Origin of the sequence: Streptomyces sp. NPDC005263 (genome assembly GCF_042872365.1) — a bacterium.
GTDB lineage: Bacteria > Actinomycetota > Actinomycetes > Streptomycetales > Streptomycetaceae > Streptomyces.
In genome coordinates this window covers 940,293-953,495 of the sequence record NZ_JBIAKJ010000003.1, presented here as the reverse complement: position 1 = coordinate 953,495, position 13,203 = coordinate 940,293, and the positions used below count along the sequence as shown (strand labels likewise).

The following is a 13,203-nucleotide window of genomic DNA, read 5'->3' as shown; positions in this document are numbered from 1 at the left end:
GCCGGGCGTCGTCTTTCCGGGCGGTTCGGCGGCTGCGATCCCGCGCAGCACAAAGGGCCGCCCCCGCGTCGGGGACGGCCCTCTGTCACTTCCGGGGACGACTAGTCACCGTTGCCCGGCGTCGGCGTCGTCTTCTGGATCTGCAGCAGGAACTCGGCGTTCGACTTCGTCTGCCTCATCTTGTCGAGCAGCAGCTCGATCGCCTGCTGCTGGTCGAGCGCGTGCAGCACCCGGCGCAGCTTCCAGACGATGGCGAGCTCGTCGCTGCCGAGCAGGATCTCTTCCTTACGGGTGCCGGACGCGTCCACGTCCACCGCCGGGAAGATGCGCTTGTCGGCGAGCTTCCGGTCGAGCTTGAGCTCGGCGTTGCCGGTGCCCTTGAACTCCTCGAAGATGACCTCGTCCATGCGGGACCCGGTGTCCACCAGCGCGGTGGCGAGGATGGTCAGCGAGCCGCCGTCCTCGATGTTGCGGGCCGCACCGAAGAAGCGCTTCGGCGGGTACAGGGCGGTCGAGTCGACACCACCGGACAGGATGCGGCCGGAGGCGGGCGCGGCGAGGTTGTACGCACGGCCCAGACGCGTGATCGAGTCGAGCAGCACGACGACGTCGTGGCCCAGCTCCACCAGACGCTTGGCGCGCTCGATGGCGAGCTCGGCGACCGTGGTGTGGTCCTCGGCCGGACGGTCGAAGGTCGAGGAGATGACCTCGCCCTTGACCGACCGCTGCATGTCGGTGACCTCTTCCGGACGCTCGTCGACCAGGACGACCATCAGGTGGCACTCGGGGTTGTTGTGCGTGATCGCGTTGGCGATCGCCTGCATGATCATGGTCTTGCCGGTCTTCGGCGGGGCCACGATCAGACCGCGCTGGCCCTTACCGATCGGCGCGACGAGGTCGATGATGCGGGTGGTGAGGATGCCGGGGTCCGTCTCCAGACGGAGGCGGTCCTGCGGGTACAGCGGCGTCAGCTTGTTGAACTCCGGCCGCCCGCGCCCGGATTCGGGCGCCATGCCGTTCTGGGAGTCCAGGCGGACCAGCGCGTTGAACTTCTCGCGGCGCTCGCCCTCCTTGGGCTGACGCACGGCACCGGTGACGTGGTCACCCTTGCGCAGGCCGTTCTTGCGGACCTGGGCGAGGGAGACGTACACGTCGTTGGGGCCCGGCAGGTAGCCCGACGTACGGATGAAGGCGTAGTTGTCGAGGATGTCCAGGATGCCCGCGACGGGGATCAGGACGTCGTCGTCGGCGAGCTGCGGCTCGGCGGCCACGTCGTCGCGGCCACGGCGGCCACGGCGGTCCCGGTAGCGGCCGCGGCGGCCACGGCGCCCGCCCTCGAAGTCGTCGTCGTCCTGCGGGCCGTTGTCACGCTGACGGTCCTGACGGTCCTGACGGCCGCCGCCCTGCTGCTGACGGTCCTGGCGGTCCTGACGGTCCTGGCGCTGCTGGCCGCCACCCTGGCCGCCCTGCTGCTCGTCGCCCTTGCCGCCACGGCGGTCACGGTCGCGGTCCCGGCCGCGCTCACGGCGGTCGCGGCGGCGGCCGTCGCCACCATCGGCGTCGCCGCCCTTGGAGTCGCCCTGCGACTGCGTCTGGGCGGGCGTCTCGGCCTTCGGCTCGCTCTTGGCCTCGGCGACGACCGTGTCGGGGCTGCCGGCCTCGGCGGTGGCACGACGGCGGCGGCGCTCCGCGGGAGCGTCGTCTCCCCCGCGCTCGGTCCCGTTCGCACGGGACGCACCATCACGGGAGGTGTTGCCGGCGGGCTGGCCGGGAATCTCGATCTGCTGCTGGGCCACGGCCTTCTCGGCGGGCGCCTCGGCCTTCGCGGCCGCCTTCTTCTCGGCGACGGACGCGGTGTCGTCGCCGGTACGGGCCTTGGAGGTGGCCCGGCGCTTCGGCTTGGTCTCGGTGGCGTCGGCCTTCGCGGCCGGGGCGCCCCCACCTGCCTGCGCCTCCTTGATGACCTCGATCAGCTGGCTCTTGCGCATACGCGCGGTGCCCCTGATGCCGAGGCCGGATGCGACCTGCTGCAGCTCGGCCAGCACCATGCCCTCGAGGCCGGTACCGCGGCGCCGCCGGGAGCCGGCACCGGTGGCAGGCGCGGAGGCGTCCGTGGCGGGCGCGGCAGCGGTCTCCTCGACACGTGCGCCCATCAGATCGGTGGTGTCGCTCACGAAGGGTCCTTCCCTGGAGCGGACGTCGGCCTGTCTGGCTCGGCGACCGTTTGTGCTGTCCGGCAGTGGTCCTTGCTGTGTGGACCCTGCCGGGGCGGTGGTCCGCCTGAACGGCGGAGGAATGTGGTGACGGCGCTTCCCAAAGCCGTGGCACTGAGTGTCTGTGTCACGTTGCTTGGTCGCACCGGTTCCGGAGCGTGCCCGGCAGGTCGCTCAGCGCTCGGGTACGACGTACTGCCCGCGTACGGCGTACTGAACACAGTGCGGCTTGGGAGGCTCCCGGAAGGATGTCTGTCCCGGACGGGGACGCGATGCACCTCGCCATGGTGGGGTCGGGTGCAGACTTGAGGTTAACACTACCGGATCCAACAAACATTCCCCCTCTCGAAATCCGGCGAGCGCCGCCGGATTTCACCTGTCAACGTCAGATGTCGCTGGTGCTGGCCAGCGGCATCACGCCGGCACCCCGTGCGTCGAGCTTCAGCCGGTTGGCGGCCCAGCCCTCGCCCGCCAGATGGGCGACCTTGTCGGCGCTGGCCTCGTCGACGAGGGCCAGCACCGTCGGTCCCGCGCCGGAGATCACCGCCGGGACCCCGTCGGCCCGCAGCCGCTCCACCAGTGCCGTGCTCTCCGGCATGGCCGGTGCGCGGTACTCCTGGTGGAGCCGGTCCTCGGTGGCGGGCAGCAGCAGCTCGGGACGCCTGGTCAGGGCCTCGACGAGCAGGGCCGCGCGGCCCGCGTTGGTGGCGGCGTCGACGTGTGGCACGGTGCGCGGCAGCAGTCCGCGCGCGGTCTGGGTCAGGACCGGGTTACCGGGCACGAAAACCACCGGAACGATGGAATCCGAGGGCTCCATCCTGATCGCCCGGGCGGCTCCGGACTCCATCCAGGAGAGCGTGAAACCGCCGAGCAGACAAGCGGCCACATTGTCGGGGTGGCCCTCGATCTCGGTGGCGAGCTCCAGCAGCGCGGCGTCGTCGAGCCGGGAGTCGCCGCCTATGGTCACGGCACGCGCGGCGACGATGCCGGCGCAGATGGCGGCCGAGGAGGAGCCCAGGCCACGGCCGTGGGGGATACGGTTCGCGCAGACGATCTCCAGGCCCCGCGGCTGTCCGCCCAGCAGGTCGAAGGCGGTGCGCAGGGACCGTACGAGAAGGTGGTTTTCGTCACGCGGGAGCGTCTCGCTGCCCTCTCCCGCGATGTCGACGTGCAGCCCGGAGTCGGCGACCCGGACGACCACGTCGTCGTAGAGCCCCAGCGACAGGCCGAAGGCGTCGAAGCCCGGACCGATGTTGGCGCTGGTGGCGGGGACGCGCACCCGGACGGCGGCGGCGCGGAAAGCTGGACCGGCCATCGCTCGATGACTCTCCTTGAGCTGCGGAACTGTCGAAGACGTTCGATACGTGCATGAGGTCCTGGGGACCTCTGAGGAACCGTGGGACCGCTTCCGGGCCGCGGAGACGGCGCGGCACCCGGCCGTATGCGAGGCATATGCGGCGGGCGGGTTCGCCTACAGCCTATCGAAGGAAGGTTCTGTGGCGACATAGGGCGCACAGGAGGCGCACGATGCGTGTCGTAAGCCCCCTGTGCACCCCCTCTGGCGGTCACCCGTTCCCAGAGGTCATCGCTCAGGTCATCCCTCAGGTCAGACGAGGCCCAGGCGCTCGGCGGCGGTCGCCGCGTCGACCGGGACGGTGACCGGCTGCGGTGCGCCGGCGACGGCCCAGTCGGGGTCCTTGAGCCCGTTGCCGGTGACGGTGCACACGATCTTCTGCCCGGGGTCGACCTTGCCCTGCTCGGCGGCCTTCAGCAGACCGGCCACGGAAGCGGCGGACGCCGGCTCGACGAAGACACCCTCCTGAGAGGCCAACAGCCGGTAGGCGCGCAGGATCTCACGGTCCGTCACCTCGTCGATGAAGCCGCCCGACTCGTCCCGCGCCGCCAGCGCGTACTGCCAGGACGCGGGGTTGCCGATCCGGATGGCGGTGGCGATGGTCGACGGGTCCTTGACGACCTCGCCGCGCACGATCGGGGCGCTGCCGGACGCCTGGAAACCCCACATGCGGGGAGTCTTCGCGGCGACGCTGTCGGCGGCGTACTCCTTGTACCCCTTCCAGTACGCGGTGATGTTGCCCGCGTTGCCCACCGGCAGGACGTGGATGTCCGGCGCGTCACCGAGCATGTCCACGATCTCGAAGGCGGCCGTCTTCTGACCCTCGATACGCACCGGGTTGACCGAGTTGACCAGGGCCACGGGGTAGTTGTCGCTCAGCGCGCGGGCCAGAGTGAGGCAGTCGTCGAAGTTGCCGTCGACCTGGAGGATCTTCGCGCCGTGCACGAGGGCCTGGCCCATCTTGCCGAGCGCGATCTTGCCCTGCGGGACGAGCACGGCGCAGACCATGCCGGCGCGCACCGCGTACGCGGCGGCGGAGGCGGAGGTGTTGCCGGTGGAGGCGCAGATGACAGCCTTCGCGCCCTCCTCCTTTGCACGCGTGATCGCCATCGTCATTCCGCGGTCCTTGAAGGACCCGGTGGGGTTGGCGCCCTCCACCTTGAGGTGGACCTCGCAGCCGGTGCGCTCGGAGAGCACCTGCGCGGGGACGAGGGGCGTACCGCCCTCGCGGAGCGACACGACCGGCGTGGTGTCGGACACCGGCAGCCGCTCCCGGTACTCCTCGATGATTCCGCGCCACTGGTGGGTCATTGCTGGTTACTCTCCTTCAACCCGCATGATGCTGGCGACACCACGCACGGTGTCGAGATTGCGCAACGCCTCGACGGTCCCGCCCAGGGCGGCGTCCGACGCGCGGTGCGTGACGACGACGAGGGAGGCCTCGCCGTCCTTCCCCTGCTGGCGAACCGTATCGATCGACACGCCGTGCTCGGCGAACACGGTGGCAACCTGGGCGAGAACTCCCGGTTTGTCCGCCACGTCGAGGCTGATGTGGTACCGCGTGACGACCTCGCCCATGCCCGACACGGGCAGTGCGGTGTACGCGGACTCGCCGGGGCCGGTGGCGCCGTTGAGCCGGTTGCGGCAGACGGCCACCAGGTCACCCAGGACGGCGGAGGCGGTGGGGGCGCCGCCGGCACCGGGGCCGTAGAACATCAGCTGACCGGAGGCGTCGGACTCGACGAACACGGCGTTGTACGCGCCGCGCACGGAGGCGAGCGGGTGGGTCAGCGGAATCATCGCGGGGTGCACGCGCGCGGTGACGGACGCCCCGTCGGCGGCCCGCTCGCAGATCGCGAGCAGCTTGATGGTGCAGCCCATCTCCTTCGCGGAGGCGAAGTCGGCGGCGGTGACCTCGGCCATGCCCTCGCGGTAGACGTCGTCGAGGCGCACCCGCGTGTGGAAGGCGATCCCGGCGAGGATGGCGGCCTTGGCGGCGGCGTCGAAGCCTTCGACGTCGGCGGTGGGGTCGGCCTCCGCGTAACCGAGCGCGGTGGCCTCGTCGAGGGCCTCCTGGTAGCCCGCCCCCGTGGTGTCCATCTTGTCGAGGATGAAGTTGGTGGTGCCGTTGACGATGCCGAGCACCCGGTTGACCTTGTCACCGGCGAGGGACTCGCGCAGCGGCCGGATCAGCGGGATGGCTCCGGCGACGGCGGCCTCGTAGTAGAGGTCCGCGTCATGCTCCTCGGCGGCGGCGTGCAGGGCGGCGCCGTCCTGGGCGAGCAGCGCCTTGTTGGCGGAGACGACGGAGGCGCCGTGCTCGAAGGCGGTGGTGATGAGCGTGCGGGCGGGCTCGATCCCTCCGATGACCTCCACCACCACGTCGATGTCGCCGCGTTTGACGAGGGCGGTCGCGTCGGTGGTGACGAGGCTCTGGTCGATGCCCGCACGTACCCTGGCGGGCCGCCGGACGGCCACCCCGGCGAGTTCCACGGGGGCGCCGATCCGGGCGGCGAGGTCGTCGGCGTGCGTCGTCATGATGCGCGCCACCTCTGAGCCGACCACTCCACAGCCCAGCAGCGCCACCTTCAGCGGACGCGTACGCATCATCCGACCTCGTTTCCTCATACCGTCTACGGTTGGTCCAGTCTCACTCACCGGACGGGACTTTCTATCCCATGTCCGGATCGTGAGACATCTATTTCATTTGTACGGGGCCGGAAGACAGGAGATCTTCCGCCCCCTGTATCCGGCTCCGTATCCGGGCGGATTCACCGACGTTCTCCGGCGGGATTCACCCGACGTCGAGGCGCAGCAGGTCCTCCTCCGTCTCCCGGCGGACGATGACGCGGGACTCACCGTCGTTGACCACGACGACGGGCGGCCGCAGTACGTGGTTGTAGTTGCTGGCCATCGACCGGCAGTACGCACCCGTCGCCGGTACGGCGATCAGGTCACCCGGCGCCAGGTCGGCCGGCAGGAACGCGTCCTTCACGACGATGTCGCCGCTCTCGCAGTGCTTGCCGACGACGCGGGCCAGCATCGGCTCCGCGTCCGAGGTGCGGGAGACCAGGGCGACGCTGTACTCGGCGTCGTAGAGCGCGGTACGGATGTTGTCGGACATGCCACCGTCGACGGAGACGTACGTCCGCAGTCCGTCGAGGGGCTTGATGGTGCCGACCTCGTACAGCGTGAAGGCGGTGGGACCGACGATGGCCCGCCCGGGCTCGACGGAGATACGGGGCGTGCGCAGCTTGGCGGCCTCGCACTCACGGGTGACGATCTCGTTGAGCGCCTTGGCGATCTCGTGCGGCTCGCTGGGGTCGTCGTCGCTGGTGTAGGCGATACCGAGACCGCCTCCGAGGTCGATCTCCGGCAGTTCGACGCCGTGCTCGTCGCGGATGTCCTTCAGCAGCCCGACGACCCGGTGGGCGGCGACCTCGAAGCCGGACATGTCGAAGATCTGGGACCCGATGTGGCTGTGGATCCCGATCACCTCGATCCCGTCCAGCTGCAGCGCACGCCGTACGGCCTCGGCGGCCTGCCCGCCGGCGAGCGGGATGCCGAACTTCTGGTCCTCGTGGGCGGTCGCGATGAACTCGTGGGTGTGCGCTTCCACCCCGACAGTGACACGGATCTGCACCCGCTGCCGCCTGCCCAGCGACTGGGCGATGTGGGCGACGCGGACGATCTCCTGGAAGGAGTCGAGCACGATCCGGCCGACGCCCGCGCTGACCGCCCGGTGGATCTCGTCCGTCGACTTGTTGTTGCCGTGGTAGGCGATGCGGTCGGCGGGCATGCCGGCCGACAGTGCGGTGGCGAGCTCTCCGCCGGAACAGACGTCGAGGTTGAGCCCTTCCTCGTCCAGCCAGCGGACCACGGCCCGGGACAGGAACGCCTTGCCGGCGTAGAAGACGTCGGCGTCGGTCCCGAAGGCTGCGCGCCACGCCCGTGCGCGGGCGCGGAAGTCGGCCTCGTCGACGATGTAGGCGGGGGTGCCGTGCTGTTCGGCGAGGGTCTTCACGTCGACGCCGCCGACGGTGACGACACCGTCCTGGTCACGGCCGACGGTCTGGGCCCACACCTTCGCGTCGAGGGTGTTGAGGTCGGCGGGCGGAGCGGAGTAGTGCCCCTCCGGATACACATCGGCGTGACGGGGCCCGGCGGGGTGTGCGGAACGGCTCATGGCTTCTCTTGGGCTCTCTGTGCGTCTGTGTGCGTCTGTATGCGCTGTCTCACAGGTGATCAGGTGCGTCGATACCGAGCAGGGTCAGGCCACCGGCCAGCACCGTCCCGGCGGCTTCGGCAAGCGCCAGCCGGGCCCGGTGGGCGGCCGAGGGTTTCTCCCCGCCGCGCGGAAGGACAGTAGGAAGGAAGGGGAGGACGGCATCGGCGACGGTGACGAGGTGCCGGGCGAGGCGGTCCGGCGCGCAGTGCGCGGCGGCCGCGGCGAGGATCCGTGGGTGATCGGCGAGGACGCCCGTCAGGTATTCCTCTTCCGGTACGTCGCCGGGTTCGGCGTGGAAACCGAGGTCGGCGGCGTTGCGGCTGACGGCCCGGGTGCGGGCGTGGGCGTAGCGGACACGGAAGAGCGGGTTGCTCTCACGCTGGACGAGGTGCTCGTCGCCGATCCGGGGCCGGTCGTGGGCGGCGGGGTGGAGGAGGGCCCAGCGGGCGGCGTCGGGGCCGAGGGGGGTGGGGTCGGCGGGGGTGGGGACGGGGGTGAGGCGCGTGGTCTCCGCCGAGGACTCGGGGGTGCCGTACGCGTCGACGTGGACGCCGAGGCCCCCCACCCACTCCGGCTCGGGCCGAGCCTCACAGGTGACGCGGACGCGTGCGCCCTGGGCGCGGAGGAGGCGGGCGCCGGCGTCGGCGACGACGAGGGCCCGGACCTCGTGGGCGGCATGCAGTCGACGCAGCTGCCCGGTGAGCGCGTCGGAGTACCCGTACGCCTGTCCCCTGCGCAGGATCTCGCCGACGAGACCGGCGGAAGCGGTGCCGCGCAGGCGGAAGTTCAGGAAGCCGGGGCCGGTGATGACGACGTCGGCGATACGGCTGGTGTCGGCGGCGTCGATGGTGTCGGTGCCGATGTCGTCACGGGCGCCCATGGTGTCCGTGGCGTCCCTGGCGTCCCTGGCGTCCGTACCGATGTCGTCACTGAGCAGATGGTGCCGGAGGACCTCGGCGACGTACCGGGGTGTCCGCTCAGCCGGCCGCGCGAGCTGAAGGGCGATGTTGGTGGCGTAGTCCCCACAGCCCCCGGGCCCCGGCACCGTCACCACGGCCCGCTCCGGAACGGTCACGGTCAGCTCCCCCCGGTCCACAGCCCGACGCACCGCGCGCAGCACGGTACGGGAGAGCTCGACGGGGATCACGGGACCAGCGTAGGGGAGGAGGGGGGTGGGTAGGCGAGCCGGTTTGAGCAAGGTTCCGGGATGTGGACGGGGCAGGGACGCGGGCGGCCACCTCTGACGCCCCCCGGGGGATGGCGACGGGAACAATCAGCCGCCGGACCGCCCGGCCCGATCGGCCCGTCCAGCCGGCTCGGCCTCTCCGGCGGTCCCGAGAACGCCGTCGAACGCGACCCCCTCCGGATGCCCTTCGGTTGCCCCGTCCAAAGCACCCATGCTCCCCCCGCTGCTCCCGCTCCCCCTATTCCCCTCCCCCTCGATCAACTGCCCCACGAGGCGCACGAGTTCGGCAGGATCGAAGGGTTTGGCGAGGAAGGCGTCGACCCCGGCGTCGAGCCCGCTCTCGACCTCGTACTGCGAGCACGCGCTGACGATGGCGAGGGGCAGATGACGGGTGCGCGGGTCGGAACGCAGCCGGGCGGCGGTCCGGAGCCCGTCGAGGCGGGGCATGACGACATCGAGGGTGATCACATCGGGCCGCACCTGATGAACGACATCCAGACACTCGGCACCATCGGCCGCGGTCACCACCTCGAAACCCTCCAGTTCGAGATTGACCCTGATCAGCTGCCGGATGACCTTGTTGTCGTCCACAACAAGCACCCGGCCGGACACGCCTGGCACAACTCGAGAGTAGGTCGGGACCGGCCACCGCGTCCGGCTTTTCCCCACTTCCACCCCGTGCGGGCAACCCTCCTCCACGCCAGCCCCACTTCCACCCCCCAAGCCCGCCTCGCGCGAGCGCCTCTCCCCCCGTCGAGCCCCAGTCACCCGCCCTCCCCTCGCCCGACGACACGACCTCGCCCGACGCCACAAAACCCGTTCATGAACACCCGGACGGAGCTGGTAGTGTTCTACCCGTCGCCACGAGCAAGCGCTCAGCCGCCGACACGCCCCCGTAGCTCAGGGGATAGAGCAACGGCCTCCGGAGCCGTGTGCGCAGGTTCGAATCCTGCCGGGGGCACCTTGATTCAGGTGCCTAAAGACCCCGCCATCAGCGGTTTCGCTGAGGACGGGGTCTTCGCGTATGTGCAGCCGTGTGTCGCTCGGAGCGGCTGTATGTCGGGTGTTGTGGACTATGCGTGGACTGGCGTCAGGGCAGGAATCCGCAGGTCAGACCCGGAAACCACGGAGCCCCCGGACCGTAGTCCAGGGGCCATCATGCCGCAGGTGCGTGTGTCGGAGGCCTGTCGGGATCAGGGCTGGTCGCCGGGCCCGTCCTCCTGGTCGTCGCCCTCGCCGAGGAGTTCGGCGATCCGGCGGTTGGCGATGTCCTGGCGCCCGTCGAGGCACTTCGCGTACCGGCTTAGCAGCACTTCGACGCTGTTGCCCGCGCGCTCCGCGACCTCGGTGGGATCGACGCCGGCGTTGAGCCAGGAAGAGAGCGCGGCGTGCCTCAGGTCGTACGGCCGAGCGGCCAGCGGCGAGGCCACCTGTTCCGGGGTCAGCGCCAGGTGCCGCGCCTCGTCCCAGACGCGCCAATACGTAGTGGAGGCGACCACTCCCCCGCGCTCGTTGGCGAACAGCCGTCCATCCTTGGCCGTGCCGAACTCTTCAATGTGCGCGAGGAGCATGCGCACGAGGCCAGGCGGAATCGGAACGATGCGGGTCTCGTTCGCAGCACGGTTCTTGAGGCCGCGGTTGTCGTGAACTTCCCCGGTTCCTGTCCAGCGTTTCCCAACGGTCGGGCGGGTCTTCTCCAAGATCAGCGAACCCCACCCGGTCTCCGGCAGCGTGCAGTCCGGGCGGCGCAGAGCCACAGCTTCCGCCGGCCGAAGCCCACCGAAGTACATGCAGGCGAAGAGCGCGACGAGGCGCCGCCCACGGGCCCGGCGGTAGCCGCCGACGTAAGAGATTGCGACCAGGAGTTCGCGTGCCTGCCGAGGGTTCACCACTACCCGGCGGTCGACTTCCTTGGTCACCTTCGGCGGCTTCCACTTCACGAGCGTGACCGGGTTCTCCGGGAGCTCCCCCAGTTCGACCGCATAGGCAAGGGCGTTGAAGAGGACTGCGCGCTTGCGCCGTACCGTCTCGGCGGCCGCTGGGGCGCCCGACAGTCTGAGCTTGAGCGAATCGAGGACGAGGCGGATGTCTGCCGGATTCTTGAGTGTCGCCAACGGCAGCGAGGCCTTTGCCACCCAGCGAAGAGCGTTCGCGATGTCGACGGGCGGGGCTTCCTCGTTCGAGGCTTGGACGACGAAACCCCAGCCCCGGAGCGCACGGCGCAAGACATCGTCAGCCGGACGCCCAGGCCGATCACTCAGCAGCTGAGTCGTGACGAGCGTCATCGTCTCGTTCAAGCTGTCGCGGGAGTTCGGAGCTGCGTGCGGCCACTTCATGGCGACGTACGCCCGTGCGAAGTCGTACCAGGTGCGAGACGCTTTGGCGGGTGCCATGGAGTCCGGCAGACCGGTTTCCGTGTCGAAGGCCTCGCCCTTCTGGGCAGCCAGAAGAAGCTTGGCCCGGAAGTTGTCAGCAAGTGCCTTCGTCCGGAAGGTCTCGGAGAATGGCGGGGCATCGCCGACCTTCCATCGCACGTCATACGACGGCGTCTTGTACGGCCGCTTGCGGATGCCCCACACCCTCACGTCATGCGACTTCACGCCGCCTCCGCGAGCCCGTGGAGCCAGGCGTTGAAGTCACTGCGCCAAACGCGGAGCTCACCATTCGGAAGCTTGATCGCTTCCGGAGCCTGCCCCACCTCGCGCCAGCGGTAGAAGGTTCGGCGGGACACTCCGCCGAGCTCGGCGAGGATCTGCGGGACAGTCATCAGTTCGTCCCGTCGGCGGTCCATGTCGGTTCTCCTTCCGTTCCGGGGACGGGTTCGAGGGATGCGGCCAGCCAGGCTTCGGCGTCGGAGAGGCCGGTTCCGGCGAAGACCCAGTGCGCGAGGACGTACGTCGTGTCGGTCTCGGGGCCGTTGGCTGCTGCGGCTTGGGCGCGGCGCCATTCAGCGCGGGCGGTGCGGAGGGCGCCGAGGGTGGTGGAGTAGCGGCGGGACTTGGTGGAGAAGTGGCCGCGGAAGCCGAGCATGTGGGCCCAGGCCCGGAGCCGGAGGTGTTCGAGGTCCTTGCGTGCGCCGAGGAACCAGGCGGTGCGGATCATGCGGCGGGCGTGGTCGCTGATGTCGAGCTGGGCGAGTTCGGCGGCGAACTTGAGCGGTCGGTCGAGAGCTCCCGTCGCGGTTTCGGCGCCCTTGGTGGCGTACTTGGCGATGTAGGCGGCGACGGCCCGTTCGGTGAGTTCCTGGCCGCCGTCGAAGTCGGCGGAGCGGATGGTGCGTACGTCGAGCTGACGGCCGAAGGTGAAGGCGTGCGCGCGTCCGTCGATGACCGGGCCGTCCACGTGGACGTTGGCAGCGGCGGCGCGGATGGCGTCGGTGAGGAGTTCGGCGGTGGCCCAGGCAGGTGGCGGGGTGTCGCCGCCTTCGGGGCCGTCGATGCGGATGACGGCGTGGAAGTGGACGGCTCCACGCTTCTGGTATTCGGCAACCTTGGCGAAGGACACACGGGCGTACTGGCGAAAGGCCCGCTGTGTGAGGCCGGCGCGCTTGGCGACTTCCCGGCGGAGGTAGGTGGAGAAGCGTCGCCACAGCGGGCCGGTGTGCGCGTTCCAGAGGACGGCGGCTTCGTAGTCGTAGGTGTCCGGGTCGAGTGGGGTTCCGAGGGCGTCGTCGTCCTGGTCGTGGAGGGTGCCGCAGCGGCAGGGGCGGACCGTTCGGGCCGGGCCGGTGGGGCGGTTGTGGACCGGGCCGAAGCCGGGGGCGGTGAAGGTGGCGAAGACGCGGGGGTGGGCGGCGACGCGTTCGGGGATGCCCTTGCCGCCGCGCAGTCCGGAGGTGATCAGGTGGAAGGTGTCCCGGCGGTAGACCTCCGCGCAGGCCACGCAGCGGGTCGTGCGGCGGTTGTTGCAGCGGACCAGGAGGTGACCGGCCGGGAGGCTGGAGGAGTCGAGGTGGTGGAGGGCGTTGCCGATCTCGCCAGTTCGGGTGTTCAGGTCGTACTCGGTGCGGTGGCCGTCGAGGCGGATCGGGTGAGTGCAGCCGCCGAGCCCGGAGAGCTGCCGCAGGAGCGCGGGCATGGTGCCGAGGGCGGCCAGCTCGCCGAGTTCGTGGAGCGGGGGCGGGGTGGCGCGGGTGAAGATGGTGGTTCTCCTTCTGGCTTCGGGCAGGAGGGGCAGGGTCCCCGGGGCGGCGGATGCTTGGCGGTATCAGAGCCGCCCCGGG

The 13,203-nt window shown here is 70.3% G+C and carries 10 protein-coding genes and 1 tRNA gene; 1 reads left to right on the top strand and 10 read right to left on the bottom strand.

Going from position 1 to position 13,203, the window contains the following annotated elements; translation table 11 throughout:
- Positions 1–101 precede the first annotated feature (101 nt).
- The 7 genes from rho to ACFYRY_RS18010 form a co-directional block, all read right to left on the bottom strand.
- The gene (rho, locus tag ACFYRY_RS18040) at positions 102–2,174 is read right to left on the bottom strand and encodes a transcription termination factor Rho (RefSeq protein WP_389145902.1); all 2,073 of its coding nucleotides are present in this window, start codon (positions 2,172–2,174) and stop codon (positions 102–104) included.
- 424 nt (positions 2,175–2,598) lie between these two features.
- The gene (gene thrB / locus ACFYRY_RS18035; protein WP_389145899.1) at positions 2,599–3,528 is read right to left on the bottom strand and encodes a homoserine kinase; all 930 of its coding nucleotides are present in this window, start codon (positions 3,526–3,528) and stop codon (positions 2,599–2,601) included.
- A gap of 291 nt (positions 3,529–3,819) precedes the next feature.
- On the bottom strand, positions 3,820–4,878 hold the full coding sequence (gene thrC, locus ACFYRY_RS18030; protein WP_389145896.1) for a threonine synthase: 1,059 nt from the start codon (positions 4,876–4,878) through the stop codon (positions 3,820–3,822).
- Between the two features lie 6 nt (positions 4,879–4,884).
- Positions 4,885–6,177, bottom strand: a complete 1,293-nt coding sequence (locus tag ACFYRY_RS18025) for a homoserine dehydrogenase (protein ID WP_389145894.1) — start codon at positions 6,175–6,177, stop codon at positions 4,885–4,887.
- Positions 6,178–6,361: 184 nt separating this feature from the next.
- A complete protein-coding gene (lysA, locus tag ACFYRY_RS18020) occupies positions 6,362–7,753 on the bottom strand; it encodes a diaminopimelate decarboxylase (RefSeq protein WP_389145891.1) in 1,392 nt (463 codons plus the stop codon).
- A gap of 49 nt (positions 7,754–7,802) precedes the next feature.
- A complete protein-coding gene (gene nrtL, locus ACFYRY_RS18015; RefSeq protein ID WP_389145889.1) occupies positions 7,803–8,942 on the bottom strand; it encodes an ArgS-related anticodon-binding protein NrtL in 1,140 nt (379 codons plus the stop codon).
- Positions 8,943–9,068: 126 nt separating this feature from the next.
- Positions 9,069–9,581, bottom strand: a complete 513-nt coding sequence (locus tag ACFYRY_RS18010; protein WP_389146327.1) for a response regulator — start codon at positions 9,579–9,581, stop codon at positions 9,069–9,071.
- 289 nt (positions 9,582–9,870) lie between these two features.
- On the opposite strand from ACFYRY_RS18010, the gene ACFYRY_RS18005 reads away from it, so the two are divergent.
- Positions 9,871–9,942: transfer RNA gene (locus ACFYRY_RS18005), tRNA-Arg, on the top strand.
- A gap of 232 nt (positions 9,943–10,174) precedes the next feature.
- On the opposite strand, the gene ACFYRY_RS18000 is transcribed toward ACFYRY_RS18005, so the two are convergent.
- From ACFYRY_RS18000 to ACFYRY_RS17990, 3 genes are read right to left on the bottom strand one after another with little or no spacing between them, the layout of a single operon-like run.
- Complete coding sequence (locus ACFYRY_RS18000; RefSeq protein WP_389145886.1) at positions 10,175–11,581, bottom strand: tyrosine-type recombinase/integrase; 1,407 nt, start codon at positions 11,579–11,581, stop codon at positions 10,175–10,177.
- Positions 11,578–11,772, bottom strand: a complete 195-nt coding sequence (locus ACFYRY_RS17995; protein WP_389145883.1) for a helix-turn-helix transcriptional regulator — start codon at positions 11,770–11,772, stop codon at positions 11,578–11,580. Before ACFYRY_RS17995 ends, ACFYRY_RS18000 begins: the two co-directional genes overlap by 4 nt.
- The gene (locus ACFYRY_RS17990) at positions 11,748–13,058 is read right to left on the bottom strand and encodes a replication initiator (RefSeq protein ID WP_389145880.1); all 1,311 of its coding nucleotides are present in this window, start codon (positions 13,056–13,058) and stop codon (positions 11,748–11,750) included. The genes ACFYRY_RS17995 and ACFYRY_RS17990 overlap by 25 nt, the downstream gene beginning before the upstream one ends.
- Positions 13,059–13,203: the final 145 nt, after the last annotated feature.